This is a genomic window from Magnetospirillum sp. SS-4 (genome assembly GCF_902729425.1).
GTDB lineage: Bacteria > Pseudomonadota > Alphaproteobacteria > Rhodospirillales > Magnetospirillaceae > Phaeospirillum.
This window is the reverse complement of record NZ_CACVCH010000070.1, coordinates 238,034-258,381: the sequence shown is the minus strand read 5'-3', so window position 1 is coordinate 258,381 and position 20,348 is coordinate 238,034. Positions and strand designations below refer to the sequence as shown.

Here is a 20,348-nt window from a genome sequence, read left to right as displayed (position 1 = left end):
TGCACACCGCTCTATCTTGCATATTAGAGAATGGCAGGGAGGGCGGAACACGATGAGCGGCGAGATCGATGTGGACGTGTTCGAGGCGATGGTGGACCGCCTGATGGAGGGCGGCTATTGCTCGCTTCCCCAGGCCGACGGGCGGCTTCCGGCCAAGCTGAAGGCGCTGGCCGAGCGGCTGGAGGAGCGTCAGCGCGGCATCCTGGTCCAGTCGGTGGGCATGTCGATCCATCTCAACAGCACCGTCACCCAGGCGCTGCACACGCTGCGCAGCATCCGCGAGATGAGCCAGCGCATGACCACCATCTCGGCTTCGACCGAGGAACTGGTGGCGACCGTCCAGGCCATCAGCCGCACCTCGGAACTGGCCGCCAGCAACGCCCATTCGGTCCAGGGCGTGTCGGAGGACGGGGCGCGCAGCACCGAGACCGTGGTCGACACCATGCGCGCCATCGTCGACACCGTCACCGAGACGGCCAAGCGGGTGACCCATCTGGTCGAGGCCACCGCCAGCATCGGCGCCAGCGTCAAGCAGATCGAGCAGATCGCGCGGCAGACCAACATCCTGGCCATGAACGCCACCATCGAGGCGGCCCGCGCCGGCACCGCCGGCAAGGGCTTCGCCGTGGTCGCCACCGAGGTCAAGAACCTCGCCAACCAGACCGCCAGTACCACCTTGGACATCAGGAAGCGCATCGACGTCCTGAAGACCGAGACCGACGCCATCCTGGCCGGTATGACCAAGGGCGCCGACACCGTCAAGGCCGGCGAGACCGTGGTGATGGATTCGGTCGGCAAGATGCGGACCGTCAGCCAGGAAATCCGCGACGTCACCACCTTGATGCAGGAAATCTCCGACCATCTCGGCCAGCAGCGGCTGGCGGCGCAGGTCATCGCCGAGAATTTGGAGGAGGCCGCCGCCCGCTCGGCCACCGACACCGACGCCATCAACGCCATGATCGACACCTCGGCCCTGGCCAGCGCCAGCCTCGTCGACCTGCTGGCCGACGTGGCCAAGGTCGAGATGAGGAACGCCGTCATCCATCTCGCCAAGTCCGACCATATGATCTGGCGCCGCCGCCTGGCCGAGATGCTGGCCGGCCGCACCACCCTCAATCCCAACGAACTGGCCGATCACCGCTCGTGCCGGCTGGGCAAGTGGTATTACGCCGTCAAGGACCCGGCCATCACCGGCCATCCCGCCTACCTGGCCATGGAGGCGGCGCACGAAAAGGTCCACCATCTGGGCATCGAGGCGGCGAAGCTGTACCAGAACGGCGATTTCGAGGCCGCTGTCGCCGCCGTCACCGCTATCGAGGAGCCGTCGCGGGAGGTGCAAAGCCGTCTGGACGAACTGGCGGCGGCGTTCTCGTAGACCGCCCTATTTCCTTCCGACCAGGCGATAATAGACCAGCGTTCCGGTCAGGCCGAACAGCGCCATGGCGGTGGCCATGGGGCGGGCGGTCCCGTCGAAGGCGTGGCCGACGACCCAGCCCATCAGGGCGCCGCCGCCCATCTGGATGAAGCCCACCGCCGCCGAGGCGGTGCCGGCCATCTCGGGGAACGGCGCGATGGCTCCGGCGGTGGCGTTGGGCAGCACCAATCCGCTGGCGATGAAGAACAGCATCACCGGCACCACCACCGAGATCACCTCGGGCAATCCCGGCGGAATCATCTTGGACCATGCCAGCGCCGCCATGATCGTCCCGGCCAGGGTGCAGCCGATGGTTCCCAGCCCCACCATGCGCTCGACCCCCACCCGATGGGTGAAGCGGGCGGCGACGAAGCCGCCGATGATGTAGCCTGCCGCCGCCATGGAAAAGGCGAGGCCGAAATGGCGCGGCGGCAGCCCCAGGGCGTCGATCAGCACGAAGGACGAACTGGACAGGTAGGTGAAGACGCCGCCGAAGATCAGGGTCAGCGTCAGGGCATGGCCGAGGAAAATCCGGTCCTTGAGCAGGCGGCCGTAATTGACGAGCATGCGCCCCGGGTCGAAGGCGTTGGGGTCGGGATGGCGGTTGGTCTCGCCCAGCAATCGCCACACCATGACCAGCAGCACCGCTCCGAACACGGCCAGCAGGATGAAGTTGGACCGCCAGCCGAACCAGGTGTGGAACCAGCCGCCGATTGTCGGCGCCACCAGCGGCGCCAGCGCCATGGCCGAGGCCATGTAGCTCATCACCTTGGCCGCCTGTTCGCGCGGATAGACGTCGCGCACCACGGCGCGGCCGACCACCGGGCCGCAGCAGGCCCCCAGTGCCTGGACGAAGCGTCCGGCGATCAGGGCCTCGATGGTGGGGGCGACGACGCAGAACAGGCTGGCCGCGACATAGAGAATGATGCCGCCCAGGATGGCGCGCCGCCGGCCGAAACGGTCGGACAGCGGCCCATAGACCAGTTGCATCACCGCGAATCCGCCGACGAAGGCGGCCAGGGTCATCTGCACCGTGGCGGTGTCGGTCCTGAAATCGCGGGCCATGTCGGGCAGCGACGCCAGGTAGAGATCGGTGCAGACCGGTCCGAACGCCACCAGCAGGGTCAGCAGCACCGCCAGGGTGCGGGTGGGGGCGACGGGAGCGGTCATGACGGGCTTCCATAGCGGTGAAGGTCGGGGCCGTGCCGTTTCAGCCAGGCGCGGGCGGTGGCGGGGTCGCCGACCATGTCCTGGACCAGCCCCCAGAAACCGGGGCCGTGATTCATCTCGGCGAGGTGGGCCACTTCGTGGGCCACCACATAATCCAAAATCCACGGGGGCGCCAGAATCAGCCGCCAGGAAAACGACAGGGCGCCCGATCCCGAACAACTGCCCCAGCGCGAACGGGTGTCGCGGACCGTGACGCGGGCGGGCCTTCGGCCAATGCTTTCGGCCAGGGCGCGGGCGCGATGGGCCAGCACCAGCCGGGCCTCCTCGCGCAGGAAGGCCTTGACCCGGCGGGGAATGTGCTCCGGCCGGCCGCTGACCAGAATCTCGCCGGCCTCCGCCCAGACTCCGCGCCGGGCGTCGGGGCGGTGGCGGATGACATGGGCCAGGCCCATCAGCGGCACGTTGTCGCCGTCGTTCAGGCCGACCACGGGCGGCAAGGCGGCAAGGCGTCGCGATATCCAGTCCCGCTGCCGGCGGGCGAAGCGCTCGGCCTCGGCCATGGGCACGCCGGCCGGCAGCACCACCACCACCTCGCCGCCGGGATCGAGCCGCAGGCTCATGCGCAGCGCCCGCCCGGACCGGCGGACGGCCAGCGGCAATTGGCGGCCATCGATGTCGAGCACAAGCGGCGGCGTCATTGGGAACGTCTTACCATGAAACAGAAGGTCAAGGCGCCACGAACTGCCAGCCGAACCAGCGCCAGCGCCCCTCCAGGGTGGCGACGGTGCAGTTGAGCCGGCCGCGACCCGGCGGAAACGGCTTGGACATGCGCACCTCGATCCGCGGCCCCAGGCGTTCGACCCGCAATTGTCCCTGGTGCGAGGCGAAGCAGGTCAGGCCGTCGATGCCCGGCACATCCTCGGTCAGGGTGAAGCCGAAGGCTGGCGGATTGGCCTTCAGCGCAGGGTCGGCGGGGGTGACGTCGACCGCCGGCAGCGGCAGCGCCCGCGCCGCCAGCCGGAACCGTTCCAGGTCACCATAAGGGCCGGTGACGCCGAAGCGGGGTAGATAGAAGGCGTCGGCCATGGCCCAGGCGGCGCCGGAATGCTGGCCGAAGGCGGCGTGATAGCCGGCCCGGCGCACTTCCGCCTTGGCCTCGGCGCCGGTTTCGCCCCACGGCCAGGTGAACACGGTCGGCGTCATGCCCAGTTCCCGCTCGAACCGGGCATGGGCGCGCACCAGATCGGCGGTCACCGTGGCGCCGTCGGTTCTCGACATGCGAAGCCGGGCAGCGCCCTGGCTGGCCACGTTGGCGCCTTGGGCCACCATCTCGCGGATCTGGTTCCAGGTCAGGGTGTCGGGGCCGCCGCGATCGATCTCGTCGGTGGCGATGGACAGGGTGACCGGCAGGCCGGCCTTTCTCAGAACCGGCCATGCGCGGGAATGGATGGAGGCCGAGGCGTCGTCGATGGTGATCGCCACCGCCTTGTCCGGCAGGGGCTTGCCGGTCCGCATGGATTCGATCACCTGGGGTAGGGCCATCACGGTATGGCCGTTGCGCTTCAGCTCGGCCAGATGGGCCGCCAGCAGCTCGGAATCGGTGTTCAGCGCCGGGACGCGGTTGTCGTCGAAGCGATGGTAGACCAGCACCACGGCGGAATCGGCGGCCCGGCAGGCATCGCTCCACGCCGGACCGGCCAGGACGGCAAGCAATCCGATCAGTGCAGCCCGGGCAACACTGCGTTTCCCCATCACCCCCTGGTCCCCTCGAAGCATGTCCCCTAGGTTTAGATGATGTTTGCCGCATTCGGGCGGTGGCGTACAGGTAAAATCGAGGAGATGCAACCCATGAGCGCGGTTTTGAATCAGGACGGACTGGACCTGTTGTTTGGAGACGCTCGCACCCATTCGGCGTTTCTCGACCGTCCCGTGGACGACGAGGCGCTGCGCAAGGCCTGGGACGCCGCCCGCATGGGGCCGACCAGCGCCAATTGCCAGCCGGCCAGGATCGTGTTCGTGCGTTCGGCCGGGGCCAAGGCGCGGCTGTTGCCGGCCCTGGCTCCGGGCAATGTGGACAAGACCAGGGCGGCGCCGGTCACCGCCATCATCGGTCACGACATGGCGTTCCACGACCGGCTGCCCCGGCTGTTTCCCCATGCCGACGCCCGCGCCTGGTTCGTGGGCAACCAGGCGCTGATCGAAAGCACCGCCTTTCGCAACGGCACCCTTCAGGGAGCGTATTTCATCATGGCCCTGCGGGCCTTCGGACTGGATTGCGGTCCCATGAGCGGTTTCGACGCCGCCAAGGTGGATGCCGAATTCTTTGCCGGCACAACCATCCGCTCGAACTTCCTGATCAATATCGGCCATGGCGACGCCAGCGCCCTGTATCCCCGCGGTCCCCGGCTGGACTTCGACGAGGCCTGCTCGGTGGTTTGAGGTCCGGCGCGCCCCGGTCGGGCGTGCTTGTCCCCGGAGGCGGCAGGCGGTAAAGTCCGGCTGCCCTTTCCCCGGAGGAAGCATGTCCGACCGCGTCCTGATCATCGATTTCGGTTCACAGGTAACCCAGCTGATCGCCCGCCGGGTGCGCGAGGCCGGCGTCTATTGCGAAATCCATCCCTTCAACCGGGTCAGCGTCGAATCCATCGCCGCCTTCGGCGCCAGGGGCGTGATCCTGTCGGGCGGCCCGGCCTCGGTGGCCGATTTCGGTTCGCCCCGCGCCCCCGATGGATTGTTCGGCATGGGGCTGCCGATCCTGGGCATCTGCTATGGCCAGCAGGCCCTGTGCGAGCAACTGGGCGGCAAGGTCGAACCCGGCGACCACCGCGAGTTCGGCCGCGCCATGCTGCGGCTGGTCCAGCCCTGCGCCCTGTTCGACGGCGTCGCCGCCGCGGGCGACGAGGTCCAGGTGTGGATGAGCCACGGCGACCGCGTCACCGCCATTCCGCCGGGCTTCAAGGTGGTCGCCACCTCGGAGGGCGCGCCCTTCGCCGCCATCGCCAACGAGGACCGCCGCTTCTACGGCGTCCAGTTCCATCCCGAGGTGGTGCACACCCCGATCGGCAAGCAATTGCTGTCCAATTTCGTCCACAAGATCGTCGGCTGCGCCGGCGACTGGACCATGAAGGCCTTCCGCGCCCAGGAAATCGCCAAGGTGCGCCAGCAGGTGGGCAAGGGGCGGGTGATCTGCGGCCTGTCGGGCGGCGTCGATTCCTCGGTGGTGGCGGCGCTGCTGCACGAAGCCATCGGCGACCAGCTGACCTGCGTCTTCGTCGACACCGGCTTCATGCGGTCCGGCGAGTCCGAGCAGGTGGTCAGCGTTTTTCGCGACCGCTTCAACATCAAGCTGGTGCACAAGGACGCCTCGGACCTGTTCCTGTCCAAGCTGGCCGGCCAGACCGATCCCGAGAAGAAGCGCAAGATCATCGGCGCCACCTTCATCGACGTGTTCGAGGAGGAAGCCCGCGCCGTCGGCGGCGCCGATTTCCTGGCCCAGGGCACCTTGTATCCCGACGTGATCGAAAGCGTCAGCTTCACCGGCGGGCCCAGCGTCACCATCAAGAGCCACCACAATGTCGGCGGCCTGCCCGAACGCATGAACATGAAGCTGGTCGAGCCGCTGCGCGAGCTGTTCAAGGACGAGGTCCGGGCGCTGGGCCGCGAGCTTGGCCTGCCCGACGACATGGTGGGGCGCCATCCCTTTCCCGGTCCCGGCCTCGCCATCCGCATTCCGGGGCAGGAACTGACCCGCGAGCGCCTCGACATCCTCCGCAAGGCCGACGCCATCTATCTGGACGAAATCCGCAAGGCCGGCCTCTACGACGTCATCTGGCAGGCCTTCGCCGTGCTGCTGCCGGTGCGCACCGTCGGCGTGATGGGCGATTCGCGATCCTACGACTATGCCTGCGCGCTGCGCGCCGTCACCTCCACCGACGGCATGACCGCCGATTTCTATCCCTTCGACATGGCCTTCATCGGCCGGGTGGCGAACCGGATCATCAACGAGGTCAAGGGCATCAACCGGGTGACCTACGACATCACGTCCAAGCCGCCGGGGACGATCGAGTGGGAGTGAGTTTTCAATCACTTAGCCGATGACAGAGGGCTCCTTCGCTTGCCACGGATCAGTTTATCCACACATCTCAGAGTGGCGGCAGTGACCATAGCCGCTGAAGGCAAGTCTGGATTCGGCGGATGCCCCTGGTGAAGAAGGATGTCAGCGCTCTGACGTAGTTGCGTGGCCGCTGGTGGGGTGCGGCGGGCGTCGGCCTGTTGACCACATCCCACATGCCGGTGGAAACGGCCCAATAGAGCGCCAACGTCATCAGATTGGCGCTCCGTACCTCCGGCACGGATCTGGATCAGCGCCCCTTGTGCCGAGGCCGCATGAACGGGCCGGCGCCGCGCCGGACGGGGCGGGAGCCGCGCTCGGCCTCGCCGGCCAGGTTGAACACCATGGAGCCGGTCAGCGTGTTGGCCTCGCGCAGGTCCACGTCCAGGCGCTGGCCCAACTGGAAGGTGCGCCGGCTCCGCTTGCCCACCAGGGCGTGATGGGTCTCGTCGTGGACGTAGAAATCCTCGGGCAGCGACGAGATCGGCACCAGGCCGTCGGCGCCGGTGCCCTCCAGGGTGACGAACAGGCCGAAGCGGGTGACGCCCGACACCTTGGCCTTGAAGGTGGCCCCCACCCGGTCGGCGAGGAAGGCGGTGACGTAGCGGTCGATGGCTTCCCGCTCGGCATTGGCGGCGCGACGTTCCGTGACCGAAATGTGCTGCCCCCAGTCGTCGAAGCTTGCAACCGCATCCGCAGGCAGACCGCCGTCCCCCAGCCGCAGCCCGCTGACCAGGGCGCGGTGGACCAGCAGGTCGGCATAGCGGCGGATCGGCGAAGTGAAGTGGGCGTAGCGGGCCAGCCCCAGGCCGAAATGGCCGATGTTCCCTGGCTGATACACCGCCTGGGCCTGGCTGCGCAGGATCACCTCGTTGACCAGGTGGGCGTTGGGGGTGTCGGCCACCGCCGCCAGGATGCGGTTGAAATGTTCGGGCCGCAGCACCTGGCCCCTGGCCAGCGACAGGTCCATGCTGCTCAGGAACTCGCGCAGCCCCTCCAGCTTCTCCTGGCTGGGCAGGTCGTGGACGCGGTACATGCAGGGCTGGCGGACCTGTTCCAGGGTTTCGGCGGCGCAGACGTTGGCGCAGATCATGAAGTCCTCGACCAGCCGGTGGCTGTCGAAGCGCTCGCGCTCCTCGATCGAGGCGATCTTGCCGGCCTCGTCCAGAACCACCTTGCGCTCGGGAATGTCCAGTTCCAGAACGCCGCGCTCCTTGCGGGCCAGGAACAGGGCGTTCCAGGCACCGTAGAGCGGCCCGATCACAGGGTCCGTCAGCGGCGCTGTCCGCTCGTCGGGGCGGCCGTCCCTGGCGGCCTGGACCTGGGCATAGGTCAGCCGCGCCGCCGAGCGTATCATTGCGCGAACGAAACGATGACGCAGCTTGTTGCCGAGCTTGTCCAGCCAGAAATGCACCGCCATGGCAGGGCGGTCCTCGTCCGGCTTCAGCGAGCACCAGCCGTTGGACAGCTCCTCGGGCAGCATGGGAACGACGCGGTCGGGGAAATAGACCGAGTTGCCGCGCTTGAAGGCCTCGCGGTCCAGGGCGTCGCCGGGGCGCACGTACCAGCTGACGTCGGCGATGGCGACCACGCAATGCCAACCGCCGGGATTGGCGGGGTCGGGATCGGGTTCGGCCCACACCGCGTCGTCGAAGTCGCGGGCGTCCTCGCCGTCGATGGTGACCAGCGGAACGGCGCGCAGGTCGGTGCGGGACTCCATCGGGGCGGGGCCTTCGGCGGCGGCCTGCTTCAGGGCGTCCTCGGGGAACTCGAACGGAATGTCGTTGGCGTGGATGGCGATCAGGCTGACCGAGCGGGCCGCGCCCATCATGCCCAGCCGTTCCTTGACGCTGGCCTGACGCAGGCCGTAAAGCCGGCCCGGCATGATGTCGGCCAGCACCAGCTCGCCGGTCTTGGCCTCAAGGGTCTCGCCCCGAGGCACCACGTATTCCGCCTTTTCCTTGCGCGACGTGGGGCGCAGCCGGCCCGAGCCGTCGGGATTGGGCTCGAACACCCCCATCACCCGGGCCTTGGCCTCGCCCACCACCCGTATGGCGCGGCCTTCGTAGGTGTCGTCGCGCAGCCGTTTCAGCTTGCACAGGGCGCGGTCGCCGATGCCCAGCGCCGGTTCCCCCTGGCGGAACGGCGCCATGAAGATGCGCGGTGGCCGGCCGTCCTGTTCCCAGGCTAGCGGACGGGCCAGCAATTCGCCGTCGGAATCGGTGCCGACGATCTCGACCACCGCCGTATCGGGCAGCGAGCCGGGCCGTCCCAGGCGTTTCTTGTGGCCGCGCTCGACCGAGCCGTCGCGTTCCAGTTCGCGCAAGATGGCCTTGAGGTCGATCTTGTCCGAACCGCGCAGCCCGAAGGCGCGGGCCAGCTCGCGCTTGCCGACCCGTCCGGGCGAGGATCTGATGAAGTCGAGGACGTCCTGCTTGGACGGGATGGGGACGTGCTTGGGAGGCTTTTTCATCGTCCCAGGTTAGCAGGCTCTTTCAGGACATAATAGATGTCCGATCCGTCGCTGCCCTTCACATGGACCTGAAGCAGCCGACCCGAGTCGTCGTACCACAACTGCCGTTTCAGATCGCCGTCCCAGGTCCAGCGCTGGGCGCGGACGGGATTGCCGCGCACGGTGATGGTTTCCCAGCCGTTGTCGGCGGCGGCGATGGGGGTCGGCTTGCCGTCGGTGGGGTCCAGGACCTGGGACGCCTGGGGCGGGACCACCCGCCACAGGTTGAGGACCGGCATTTCGGAATATTCCGCGACCGTGTCGTTGGAGGTCACCCGCAGCCGGTCGCCATGGCGTTCCGCCCTCACCTTGTAGACGTCGCCGTCGTCGTCGGTGTCGGCGCTCAGCGACGTGAGGCGGTCGCCGTCCCAGACCTCGACGCCGTGCTGGTCGTAGCGATAGGCGGTGATGGACAGGATCTTGACCCGGACCCTGACCTTGAACTCCACCTCGGTGACGCCCTGGCGGGTGCTGAACGCCATCGAGTGGCTGCCGATGGTCTCGCCATGGCGGATGATGTCGAAGTCCAGGCGGCGGCTGGCGGCGCCATCGAGAAACGGCGGCAGCGCCAGGGCGGGCATGGCGGCCGGCAGCAGGACGGAGGCGACGAGCAGAAGGCGGCGGATCATGGCGAACACGGACGGTGGTCAAGGCCGAAGCCAAGCTTTATACTGCATCGCAATGAAAATTTCGACTCCCCTCCTCTCCGCCGGCCTGCTGGCCGTCTGCGTCGCGGCCCTGGCGACCGCCCTGGTCGCCGAGCACGGCTTTGGCCTCCGGCCCTGCAATCTGTGCCTGATCCAGCGGGTGCCCTTTGTCCTGGCGGCCCTGCTGGCGGCTGCGGCGTGGCTGCGGCCGGGCGCGGCGGTTTGGCTGTTGCGGCTGGCCGGCGTCGTCCTGCTGATCAATGGCGGCATCGCCGTCTATCATGTGGGGGTCGAACAGCACTGGTGGGTCTCGGCGGTGTGTCCGGCCACCGCCGGCGGCGGTCCGGTGTCGGTGGCCAATCTGCTGGAGGAGATGAACCGGCCGGTGGAGGTGTCGTGCGACACTCCGGCATGGTCGTTCATGGGCATCACCATGGCGGCGCTGAACGTGCCGTTCTCGGCCCTGCTGGGCCTCTTCGTCCTGATCTCGACGCGGGGCTCGCGGCCATGACCAGACCATTCCTTCCCGGCGACCTCGACCGTAAGGCGGTGGTGAACCGTATCCTGCGGGTCGATCAGGCCGGCGAACTGGGGGCGGTGCGCATCTACCGGGGACAGATGGCGGTGCTGGGCAAGGGAAAGGCCGGGCCGGTCATCCGCCGCATGGCCGAGCAGGAACAGGTCCATCTGGAGACCTTCAACCGCCTGATCGGCGAGCGGCGGGTGCGGCCGACCCTGCTGTCGCCGCTGTGGCATGTGGCCGGTTTCGCTCTGGGGGCCGGAACCGCGCTGCTGGGCGAGAAGGCGGCCATGGCCTGCACCGTGGCGGTGGAGGAAACCATCGACCGGCATTACGCCCGCCAGGCCGAAATCCTGGGGGACGACGAACCCGCCCTGAAGGAAACCATCCTGAAATTCCGCGACGACGAGATCGGGCACCGCGACATCGGGCTGGAGCGGGGCGCCGAGCGGGCGCCGGCCTATCCGCTGCTGTCGGCCGCCATCCGTGGCGGCTGCCGGGTCGCCATCTGGCTGAGCGAGCGGGTGTAGGCCGCACATCTAGCCTAGTGGCACATCAGGACATGAAGCGGCGCGTGGGCGATGACATGGCGGGTGACGCCGCCCAGGATCAGCTGACGCAGCCGCGAATGGGTATAGGCCCCCATCACCAGCAGGTCGGCGCCGCACAGCCGCGACTGGCGCAGCAATTCCTCGCCGGCGTGGGAGGCGCTGGCCTGAACCACGCTGGTTGCGGCGGTGACGCCGTTCCAGGCGAGATAGGCGGCCAGTTCGCCGGCGGGGGCGTCCACCGGGCGGCCGGAATGCTCGCTCACCGCCAGGACGGTGACGGTCCGGGCGTGGCGCAGCAGCGGCATGGCCCAGCCGACGGCGCGGGCGGCCTCGGCGCTGCCGTTCCAGGCGATGGCGATCGACGATCCCAGCGCCTCGGGAGGGGCGGCCGGTTCGGCCGGACACAGCAGCAGCGGCCGGCCGCTGGCCATCAGCGCATCGTTCATGGTCAGCATGGCGGGGGCTTCGGCCTCGCCGCCGGGGTGGCCGAACACCAGCAGGTCGGACAGGCGGCCGCGCCACGCGACCGTCTCGTCCTCGCGGCCCACCGTCTCGGCCCACTCCGCCGACGCTCCGGTCGCGGGCGGCTGGCCGAGGCGGGCCACTTCAAGCCGCTCGCAGGCGGCCTCGAAGGCGGCGCGGGCTTCGGCTGCGCGCTCTCCCGCTTGGGTCTCGGCCCGGCCGATCATCTCGTCGATCATGGCGCCCGACATGCCTTCGCCCACCAGCGGCACCGCCGTGGTCGGATCGAAACGCACATGCAAGGCCGTGACGTGGCTGGCGAAGCGGTTGGCCAGACGCAGGGCGGTATCCAGCGGCACCGCCGCCGATCGGGCATCGCCCACCGGCACCAGAATGGATTTGTAGGCGGACATGGCGCCTCTCCTCTCGATCTCCCCCAAGGCCACCATTATGCGCCTGAATCGGTCCTGGCGCGATAGCGAGACGTTGAAAAGGAGGCGGAGATCACTCCTCCAGCCGGAACAGGGTTCTGAGAGTCCTTTCCATGGCGCGCCAATCTGGGGAATCGGCGGCGGCGTCCTTCAAGGACTCGCTGGGAGCGTGCAGCAGGCGGTTGACCAGCAGGCGGGTGGCCTCGGCGGCATCGGTGGCGGCGGTCTCGGCCAGCACCGCGTCCCGCGCCGCCTCGAAATGGGAGCGCAGGGCGACGATGGCTGGCACGGCGGCACGGGACTGGCGGCCGCGCAGGAAGGCCTCGGTTTCGGCCTCGACGATGGCGCGGGCCTCGCGGGCGGCGGCCTCGCGGGTGGCGCGGCCGGCCAGTGCCACCTTCTCCAGGTCACCGAGATCGTAGAGGAAGGCGCCCTCCATGCGGTTGACGGCGGGCTCCACATCGCCGGGAATGCCGGCGTCGACCAGGAAGACCGGCCGGCGGCGGCGCTTCTTCAGCGCCTGCGCCACCAGGTCGGCGGTGACCGTCAGGTTGCGGCTGCCGACGCAGGTCATCACCACGTCGGCTCCGGCCAGGGAGTCCCGCATGTCCTCGAAGGCCAGGACATGGCAATTCAGGGTCTTGGCCAGGGCCTCGGCACGGCTGGCGCGCGGTCCGGTCACCGTCAGGTCGGTCAGTCCGGCCGCCAGCAGGCTTTCCGCCACCAGCTCCCCCATCTCGCCGGTGCCGATCAGCAGCGCCCGGCACTGGGCGAGGTCGCCGTGCAGGTCGCGGGCGGTCTGCACCGCCGCCGCCGCGATGCTGACCGGCCCCTCGCCGATGGCGGTCTCGGAGCGGACCCGCTTGGCGGCGGCGAAGGCGGCCTGGACGAAGGATTCCAGTTCGCCGCCCAGGGTGCCGGCCTCGCGGGCGAGGCGGTGGGCGGCCTTGACCTGGCCGGCGACGTGGGGTTCGCCGATCACCAGCGAATCCAGCGCGGCGGTGACGGCGAAGCCGTGACGCACCGCCTCGGTTCCCGACAGGACGTAAAGATGGCAGGCCAGGGCGGCGGCCTCCAGCCCGGCGCGGACCGCCAGCGCCTCACCGACCAGGCGGGCGGCATGGTCGGGGTCGGGGGCGGCGGTCCAGATTTCCACCCGGTCGCAGGTGGACAGCACCATGGCCTCGGCCAGTCCGGCCCGTTTCAACCCCTCCAGGAAGGCGGGCGCGGCGGCGTCGTCCACGAACAGGGCGTCGCGCAGCGACAGCGAGGCCGTCTTGTGGTTGGCCCCGACCAGAACCAGCCGATGGTGGGATGCCGCCAAGCGGTTCTTCCCCCTTCTACAGCAACCGGCGGAGGTGATCCTCCAGCGCCGCCAGCGGAATTTCATCCTGGGTTCCGCCATCCAGATCGCGCAGCGTGGCCGCGCCCCGGGCGGCCTCGTCCTCGCCCAGGATGACGGCGAAGCGGGCGTTGACCTTGTTGGCCCGCGCCATGCGCTTCTTCATGTTGCCGGAATAGCCCAGGTCGGCGGCAAGGCCGGCGCGGCGCAGCCGCTCGGCCACCGCCATGGCGGCAAGCGGATCGCCCATGGGGATGACGGCCACCGGGCGGGTCTGGTCGGCGACGTCGCCGGCCAGCATGGACAGGCGCTCGACACCGGCGGCCCAGCCGATCCCGGGTGTGCGGGGGCCGCCCATCTGGGCGATCAGTTCGTCGTAGCGGCCGCCGGCCAGCACGGTGCCCTGGGCGCCCAGGGCGGTGGTGGTGAACTCGAAGGCGGTATGGCAATAATAGTCGAGGCCGCGCACCAGCCGGGTATTGTGGGTGTAGGGAATGTCCAGCCGGGTCAGTCCGGCGGTGACCGCGTCGAAGAATTCGCGGGCGGACGGCGTCAGCGATTCGGTCATCAGCGGCGCGTTCTCGACGATGCGGCGGTCGCCCTCGTCCTTGGAATCCAGCACGCGCAGCGGGTTGCGGTCCAGCCGGGCGCGGCTGTCCTCGCTCAAGGACGAGCGGAACTCCGACAGATAGGCGGTCAGGGTATTGCGATAGGCGGCCCGCGATTCGGCATCGCCCAGGGTGTTGATCTCAAGCCTGACCTTGTCGGCCAGCCCCAGGTCGTTCAGCAGTCCCCAGGCCAGGGCGATCACCTCGACGTCGGCCAGCGGCGATTCGACGCCCAGCAATTCGACGCCGACCTGATGGAACTGGCGCAGGCGGCCCTTCTGCGGGCGTTCATGGCGGAACATGGGGCCGCGGTAGAACAGCTTCAGGGGCAGCGACTGGGCGAGGCCGCCCGAGATGAAGGCCCGCGCCACTCCGGCGGTGCCCTCGGGCCGTAGCGTGATGGATTCGCCGGAACGGTCGGCGAAGGTGTACATTTCCTTGGTCACCACGTCCGAGGTCTCACCCAGGGTGCGCGAGAACACCTCGGTGAACTCGAAGATGGGGGTCATGATCTCGCCGAAGCCATAGCGCCGGGCGGCGGCCAGCGCCGCCTCCTCGACCCGGCGGTGGCGGCGGGCGTCGTCGGGAAGCAGGTCGTGGGTGCCGCGCACCGGCTGAAGGCTGGACACGGTTCAGGCTTCCTTCTTCTGGGCGGCTTCGATGGCGGCGGCGCGGGCCTCGACCAGTTCGACGATGTGGTCGATCATGGAGCCGCCGTCGATGTTGTGATCGGGCGAGCCGCCGATATAGACCTTGTGGTTGTCGCTGCCGCCGCCGGTGATGCCGACCATGGTCTCGCGCGCCTCGCCGGGGCCGTTGACGACGCAGCCGAGGATGCTGACCGTGACCGGGGCGCGGACGTGGGACAGGCGGTTTTCCAGGGTCTCGACCGTCTTGATGACGTCGAAGCCCTGGCGGGCGCAGGATGGGCACGACACGATGCGCACGCCGCGATGGCGCAGATCCAGCGATTTCAGGATCTCGAATCCGACCTTGATCTCCTCGGCCACATCGGCGGACAGCGAGACCCGCAGCGTGTCGCCGATACCGGCCAGCAGCAGGTTGCCGATGCCGATGGCCGATTTCACCGTGCCGCCGATCAGGCCGCCGGCCTCGGTGATGCCGAGGTGAAGCGGATAGTCGCAGGCCTCGGCCAGCCCCCGGTAGGCCGCCACCGCCAGGAAGACGTCGGATGCCTTGACCGCGATCTTGAACTCGAAGAAATCGTTGTCCTCCAGCAGCCGGGCATGCTCCAGCGCGCTTTCCACCAGCGCCTCGGGGCAGGGCTCGCCGTACTTCTCCAGCAGATGCCTGTCCAGCGAGCCGGCGTTGACGCCGATGCGCATGGAACAGCCATGATCCTTGGCGGCCTTGACCACGTCCCGCACCCGATCATGCGAGCCGATGTTGCCGGGATTGATGCGCAGGCAGGCGGCGCCGGCCTCGGCGGCCTCGATGGCGCGCTTGTAGTGGAAGTGGATGTCGGCGATCAGCGGGACGGGAGAGCCGGCGGCGATGTGCCTGAAGGCCGCCGTCGAGTCCTCGTCCGGGCACGATACCCGCACGATGTCGGCGCCGGCCTCGGCGGCGCGGCGAATCTGCGCCAGGGTGCCTTCTACGTCGGTGGTCAGCGTGTTGGTCATGGTCTGCACCGAAATCGGCGCGCCGCCGCCAACGGCCACCGGGCCGACATGGATTTGCCGGGACTTGCGCCGGCTGATTTCGCGGTAGGGCCGCAGGCTCATGGCATCGCTCTCGCTGGGACTGGCAATATCGCCCGGACGGCCGAAGCGGTCGCCCGGAGGGTCGGGTTATAGCGCATGTGGGGACCGCTTCGAAAGCGACAACCTCCGTGCGGGTATCAGCCGCCGGTGGACAGCCTGTCGGGGTCGAGGCGGATATCGCGGCGGACCTGGCCCACCCCCCCCAGCGACGGCCCCTTGGTTCCGTCGATGGTGACCTCCAGCGCGCCGGCGTTGCCGACCATCAGGCTGAGGCCGGGGCGGTTGGGAACCTTGAAGATATCGCCCTTGCGCAGCAGCCGGCTCATCAGCAGCGAGCCGTCCATCTCGCGCACCTGAATCCAGCAATCGTCGTCGGCGGCCTTGAGGGTCACGCGGGAATTGACATGCTCGGCGCCGTAGATCTTGCCCTCGGCGGTGGTTTCGACCCTGGGCGCCTCGGTGGCCGGGGGGGACGTCGGGGCCGGGGCGGGAGCCGCTTCCGGAGGCGGAGCCTCGGCCGCCGGAGCCTCGGTCGTCGGAGCGGGGGGCGGGGGCGTGGCGGGGGCGGGCGCTTCGGCCGGAGCGGCGACGGGCGCGGGAGATGGCGGCTTCTCTTCCTCCGCCTCGGCGGGGGGGACCATGTCCTCCCTGGCCTTGGCAGGATCTTCGGCCGGCCTGGAGGTCTCGGCGGCGGGCGGCGTCGCGGCGGGCGGGGGCTTGTTCTCGCCGGTCAGGGCCGCCGGGCGGGACAGCATGTTGGACAGGCGCTCGGGCAGCGGCGGCACCATCTCGGCGACGTTGGATTCCCGCGACGACAGCATGTACCAGGCGCCATAGGCGATTCCCGCCAGGATCAGGCCCAGGAAGATGACGGCGCCGCCGGGGATGCGTCCCTCCGACGCCGGTGACGGGAACGACAGTTCGGAACGGACGGCGAAGCCGCCGGCCCCCTCCTGACGGAAACGGCGGACCAGTTCCTCGCCGTCCAGGCCGAGGAACTCGGCATAGGTGCGCAGGAAGCCGACGGCATAGGTGCCGCCGGGAAGATCGCGGTGGCGTCCGTCCTCCAGCGCTTCCAGGAAGGGCTGGCGGATGCGCAGGCGGCTGGCGCATTCGGCGACGGTGCTGCCCTTGCGCTCGCGGGCGGCGCGCAGGGTCGGTCCGACGCCATGCGGGGATTCGGGCGGCGGTGCGGTCTCGGATTCCGTGTCGGGTTCGGAAACGGGGACGGGTTCGGAAACGGGGACGGGTTCGGAAACGGGGACGGGTTCGGAAACGGGGACGGGTTCGGAAACGGGGACGGGTTCGGAAACGGGAGCGGGTTCGGAAACGGGAGCGGGTTCGGAAACGGGCATCCCGGTTTCGGGCGCGACGGCGGGTTCGCTGGGGGCGGTGGTTTCGGGTTGCTGGTTGTCAGAAACGGGGGTTTCCACCACGGCGCGTCAACCTTCTCTCAACCCCGGCCGCCCCGGGAAAGCCCGACCTGTGTAGCAAATCCCGCCGGCCGGTGGCAACCACCCGTGTCTCAAAGCGCCACGCCGTGGTCGCGGGCGAAGGCGTTGAGCTTGCCCCGCAGGCTGTGGTCGGGGGAATCCAGCAGGGTCAGCATGTAGGATTCCAGCGCCGGCAGGTCGAGGCTGCGCACCATGGTCTTGACCGGGCCGATCGCCGGCGCCGACACCGACAGCGAACGGATGCCGACGCCGATCAGCGCCATGGCCTCCAGCGGCCGTCCCGCCATTTCCCCGCATACCGACAGCGGCACGCCGTAATCGCGGCACTTGGCCCCGACATAGCGCATGAAGCGGATCATGGTGGGCGCCAGCGGGTCGTAGCGTTCCGAAATGCGCGGATTGCCGCGGTCCACCGCGAACATGAACTGAAGCAGGTCATTGGTGCCGACCGAGACGAAATCGACCAGCGGCAGCAGGGCGTCCAGTTGCAGCGCCAGGGCCGGAACCTCCAGCATGGTCCCGACCTTGACGCGGGACGGCAGGTCGTTGCCCATCTGGCGCTCGTGATTCAGTTCCAGGTCGAGGATGCGCCGGGCCTGCACCAGTTCGGCCACCTCGGCGATCATCGGGAACATCACCGACAATTCGCGTCCGGCGGCGGCGCGCAGCAGGGCGCGCAGCTGATGGCGCATCACCGCCGGGCGATCGAGGGTGATGCGGATGGAGCGCCAGCCCAGGGCGGGATTGTCCTCGTCGTAGGGATTCCAGTAGGGCAGCACCTTGTCGCCGCCCACGTCCAGGGTGCGGAACACCACCGGCTTGCCCTCGGCCTGATCCAGGATCTTGCGGTACAGCAGGGTCTGGGCGGCGACGTCGGGCAAGCTGGAGCGGGCCATAAACGGCAGTTCGGTGCGGTAAAGGCCGATGCCGTCGCAGCCGGAATCGTGCAGGTGCTGGAGGTCCAGCAACAGGCCGGCGTTCATGTGGATGGCGATGGCGACGCCCTTGCCCTCGCTGGTGACCGCCGGCAGGTCGCGCAGCCTGGCATAGACCTCCTTGCGCAACTGGCGCTGGGAGAGCGCGTCGATGAAGCTTTCGCGGATGTCCTCGGGCGGGCGGATGAACACCTGGCCGTTGTCGCCGTCGCAGATCACCGGGTCCAGCGGCTCGATCTTGTCCAGCACGTCCTTGACCCGGCCGACCACCGGAATGTCCAGCGCGCGGGCGACGATGGCGACATGGGCGGTGGCCGAGCCCTCTTCCAGGACCAGTCCGCGCAACCGCTTGGGGTCGTAGTCGAACAGCTCCATCGGCCCCATGTTGCGGCCGATCAGGATGGCGGCTTCGGGCAGGTCGGCGCGCGGGAGGTCTCCGTCCTCGCCCTCGTCCGACAGGAATTGCAGCAGGCGGTTGGCCAGATCCTCGAAATCGTGCATGCGCTCGCGCAGGTACGGGTCGGTGATCTGGCTCATGCGGGCGCGGGTGTCGTCGTGGACCTTCTGCACCGCCGCCTCGGCGGTCAGGCCGGTGCGGATGGCCTCGCTGATCTTGTTCAGCCAGCCCTTGTCCTCGGTGAACATGCGGTAGGTTTCGAGCACGTCGCGATGCTCGCCGTCGCGCATCTCGGGGCGCGAGAACAGTTCCTCCAGCGCCATCTTGATGCCGGCCAGGGCCTTTCTCAGGCGTTCCAGCTCGATGTCGGGGTCCTCGGCGACCAGGCGGCGGATGGTGATGCGCGGCCGGTGCAGCACGGCGACGCCGACGCCGACGCCGCCGTTGAGCCTGAGCCCCTCGATACGCAGCGGCAGCAGGGCGTTGCCGTCCACCGGCATCAGTTCGGCCTTGTCCACCAACTCGCCCGAGGCCACCAGTTCCGCCAGCACCATGGCGACGGTTTCCAGGGTCTCGATTTCCTCGTCGGTGTAGTGGCGCATGGTGCGGTTCTGCACCACCAGCACGCCGACGACGCGCGAACCCCGGATGATGGGCACGCCCATCAGCGAGTGGAAGATCTCCTCGCCGGTTTCGGGCCGGAAGGCGAAGTGGGGATGGGACTGGGCGTCGGCCAGGGCCAGCGGCCGGGCATGGGCGGCGACGTCGCCCACCAGGCCCTCGCCCACCCGCAGGCGGGTCATGTGGACGGCGTCCTTGCGCAATCCCTCGGTGGCGAACAGTTCCAGCACCTCGCCGGCGCGCATGACGTAGCACGAGCACACCTCGGCCACCATGTCGGCGGCGATCAGGGTCACCACCTTGTCCAGGCGTTCCTGGGCGCGGCCGCCTCCGGCCATGACGTCGCGCAGCCGGCCCAGCAGCCGCCGCGACACCGAGGTGGTGGCGGCGCTCAGCATCGGACCAGCGCCGGAACCGATCCTTCCCTGGCGTCCAGCGCGGCCAGCGCCTGATCCACCAGTTCCTGGAGAATCTCGGTGGTGGGCTGCTCCCGCGTCACCATGCCGACGCTCTGGCCTGCCATGAGGGATCCATTCTCGACGTCTCCGTCGATGACGGCGCGTTTCAGCGCCCCGGCCCAGAAATGCTCGATGCGGAGCTGGGCTTCCTTGACGTCGATCTCGCCGGCCTTGACGCGGGCGACCATGTCCAGCTGGAACAAGGTGAAGCGGCGGGTGGCGTTGTTGGCCAGGGCGCGCACCGGAATCACCTGGAACTGCGGGTCGACCTGGACGCTGGGCACCGCGTCGCGGGCGGCGGCCTTGATGAAGGCCTGCTTGAAGTTGGGATGCGCGATGCATTCGGTGGCGCAGACGAAGCGGGTGCCCAACTGGCAGCCCGACGCCCCCATCTCCAGGAACGACAGCAGCGCCTCGCCCCGGCCGATGCCGCCGGCGACGAATACCGGCACCTCGCGGACCACCGGCAGGATTTCCTGGGCCAGGACGCTGGTCGCCACCGGTCCGATATGGCCGCCGGCCTCGGTGCCCTCGATCACCAGGGCGTCGACGCCCGAGCGCAGCAGCTTCCTGGCCAGCACCATGGCCGGCGCGAAGCAGATCACCTTGGCGCCGGTGGCCTTGGCCCGCCGGATGGCGGCGGCGGACGGCAGCCCGCCGGCCAGGACGATATGGCCCACCCGCAGGTCGCCGCAGACGTCGATCAGGGTGTCGAGATCGGGATGCATGGTGATCAGGTTGACGCCGAACGGCTGGCTGGTCATCGCCTGGGTGGCCCGAACCTCCTCGGCCAGCAGGCCGGGGGGCATGGAACCGCAGGCCAGAACCCCGAACCCGCCGCCGTTGGAGATGGCGGCGACCAGATGGCGCTCGGAAATCCAGGACATGGCTCCGCCCATGACGGCGTATTCGGCGCCGAGGAACTCGCGCCCGCGATGCCACAGTCGTTCAAGCCGCGCCCTGGCCTTATCCATGCGATCCCCTGACCCGA

At 69.0% G+C, this 20,348-nt stretch carries 17 protein-coding genes; 5 read left to right on the top strand and 12 right to left on the bottom strand.

The window, feature by feature from the left end:
• Window positions 1-52 precede the first annotated feature (52 nt).
• Window positions 53-1,375 (top strand): methyl-accepting chemotaxis protein, encoded by a 1,323-nt coding sequence (locus MTBSS4_RS13320; protein WP_254432536.1) that lies wholly within the window; start codon window positions 53-55, stop codon window positions 1,373-1,375.
• Window positions 1,376-1,381: 6 nt separating this feature from the next.
• Here MTBSS4_RS13320 and MTBSS4_RS13315 read toward each other — a convergent pair whose 3' ends face one another.
• The 3 genes from MTBSS4_RS13315 to MTBSS4_RS13305 are packed head-to-tail and all read right to left on the bottom strand — an operon-like array spanning window position 1,382 to window position 4,336.
• Window positions 1,382-2,584, bottom strand: a complete 1,203-nt coding sequence (locus tag MTBSS4_RS13315; protein ID WP_173983888.1) for a multidrug effflux MFS transporter — start codon at window positions 2,582-2,584, stop codon at window positions 1,382-1,384.
• Complete coding sequence (locus MTBSS4_RS13310) at window positions 2,581-3,282, bottom strand: M48 family metallopeptidase (protein ID WP_173983887.1); 702 nt, start codon at window positions 3,280-3,282, stop codon at window positions 2,581-2,583. Before MTBSS4_RS13310 ends, MTBSS4_RS13315 begins: the two co-directional genes overlap by 4 nt.
• Before the next feature lie 28 nt (window positions 3,283-3,310).
• Window positions 3,311-4,336, bottom strand: a complete 1,026-nt coding sequence (locus tag MTBSS4_RS13305) for a polysaccharide deacetylase family protein (RefSeq protein ID WP_173983886.1) — start codon at window positions 4,334-4,336, stop codon at window positions 3,311-3,313.
• Between the two features lie 96 nt (window positions 4,337-4,432).
• On the opposite strand from MTBSS4_RS13305, the gene MTBSS4_RS13300 reads away from it, so the two are divergent.
• A complete protein-coding gene (locus tag MTBSS4_RS13300) occupies window positions 4,433-5,023 on the top strand; it encodes a malonic semialdehyde reductase (protein WP_173983885.1) in 591 nt (196 codons plus the stop codon).
• An 82-nt stretch (window positions 5,024-5,105) separates the two neighbouring features.
• Window positions 5,106-6,659 carry a glutamine-hydrolyzing GMP synthase gene (gene guaA, locus MTBSS4_RS13295; protein WP_173983884.1) on the top strand — a complete coding sequence of 518 codons (1,554 nt, stop codon included), beginning with the start codon at window positions 5,106-5,108 and terminating at the stop codon, window positions 6,657-6,659.
• Window positions 6,660-6,945: 286 nt separating this feature from the next.
• On the opposite strand, the gene rnr is transcribed toward guaA, so the two are convergent.
• Both rnr and MTBSS4_RS13285 read right to left on the bottom strand, forming a co-directional pair.
• The gene (gene rnr, locus MTBSS4_RS13290) at window positions 6,946-9,168 is read right to left on the bottom strand and encodes a ribonuclease R (protein WP_173983883.1); all 2,223 of its coding nucleotides are present in this window, start codon (window positions 9,166-9,168) and stop codon (window positions 6,946-6,948) included.
• A complete protein-coding gene (locus MTBSS4_RS13285; protein ID WP_173983882.1) occupies window positions 9,165-9,836 on the bottom strand; it encodes a DUF6134 family protein in 672 nt (223 codons plus the stop codon). Before MTBSS4_RS13285 ends, rnr begins: the two co-directional genes overlap by 4 nt.
• A 52-nt stretch (window positions 9,837-9,888) precedes the next feature.
• Here MTBSS4_RS13285 and MTBSS4_RS13280 point away from each other — a divergent pair, with 52 nt between their 5' ends.
• Window positions 9,889-10,365, top strand: a complete 477-nt coding sequence (locus MTBSS4_RS13280; protein ID WP_173983881.1) for a disulfide bond formation protein B — start codon at window positions 9,889-9,891, stop codon at window positions 10,363-10,365.
• Window positions 10,362-10,904, top strand: a complete 543-nt coding sequence (locus MTBSS4_RS13275) for a demethoxyubiquinone hydroxylase family protein (protein ID WP_173983880.1) — start codon at window positions 10,362-10,364, stop codon at window positions 10,902-10,904. The genes MTBSS4_RS13280 and MTBSS4_RS13275 overlap by 4 nt, the downstream gene beginning before the upstream one ends.
• A 14-nt stretch (window positions 10,905-10,918) precedes the next feature.
• Here MTBSS4_RS13275 and MTBSS4_RS13270 read toward each other — a convergent pair whose 3' ends face one another.
• The 7 genes from MTBSS4_RS13270 to MTBSS4_RS13240 all read right to left on the bottom strand — a co-directional run bounded on the left by MTBSS4_RS13270 (window position 10,919) and on the right by MTBSS4_RS13240 (window position 20,331).
• Entirely contained in the window at window positions 10,919-11,800 is an 882-nt protein-coding gene (locus MTBSS4_RS13270; protein ID WP_173983879.1) for a universal stress protein, read from the bottom strand.
• A 91-nt stretch (window positions 11,801-11,891) separates the two neighbouring features.
• Window positions 11,892-13,142: a glutamyl-tRNA reductase gene (gene hemA / locus MTBSS4_RS13265; RefSeq protein ID WP_173983878.1), complete on the bottom strand. Its 1,251-nt coding sequence runs from the start codon at window positions 13,140-13,142 to the stop codon at window positions 11,892-11,894.
• 16 nt (window positions 13,143-13,158) lie between these two features.
• On the bottom strand, window positions 13,159-14,397 hold the full coding sequence (gene hisS, locus MTBSS4_RS13260; RefSeq protein ID WP_173983877.1) for a histidine--tRNA ligase: 1,239 nt from the start codon (window positions 14,395-14,397) through the stop codon (window positions 13,159-13,161).
• A 3-nt stretch (window positions 14,398-14,400) separates the two neighbouring features.
• Window positions 14,401-15,513: a flavodoxin-dependent (E)-4-hydroxy-3-methylbut-2-enyl-diphosphate synthase gene (gene ispG, locus MTBSS4_RS13255; protein WP_173983876.1), complete on the bottom strand. Its 1,113-nt coding sequence runs from the start codon at window positions 15,511-15,513 to the stop codon at window positions 14,401-14,403.
• Between the two features lie 116 nt (window positions 15,514-15,629).
• Entirely contained in the window at window positions 15,630-16,928 is a 1,299-nt protein-coding gene (locus tag MTBSS4_RS13250) for a helix-turn-helix domain-containing protein (protein ID WP_254432535.1), read from the bottom strand.
• An 89-nt stretch (window positions 16,929-17,017) separates the two neighbouring features.
• The gene (ptsP, locus tag MTBSS4_RS13245; protein WP_173983875.1) at window positions 17,018-19,297 is read right to left on the bottom strand and encodes a phosphoenolpyruvate--protein phosphotransferase; all 2,280 of its coding nucleotides are present in this window, start codon (window positions 19,295-19,297) and stop codon (window positions 17,018-17,020) included.
• Window positions 19,291-20,331: a nitronate monooxygenase family protein gene (locus MTBSS4_RS13240; RefSeq protein WP_173983874.1), complete on the bottom strand. Its 1,041-nt coding sequence runs from the start codon at window positions 20,329-20,331 to the stop codon at window positions 19,291-19,293. The genes ptsP and MTBSS4_RS13240 overlap by 7 nt, the downstream gene beginning before the upstream one ends.
• Window positions 20,332-20,348 lie beyond the last annotated feature (17 nt).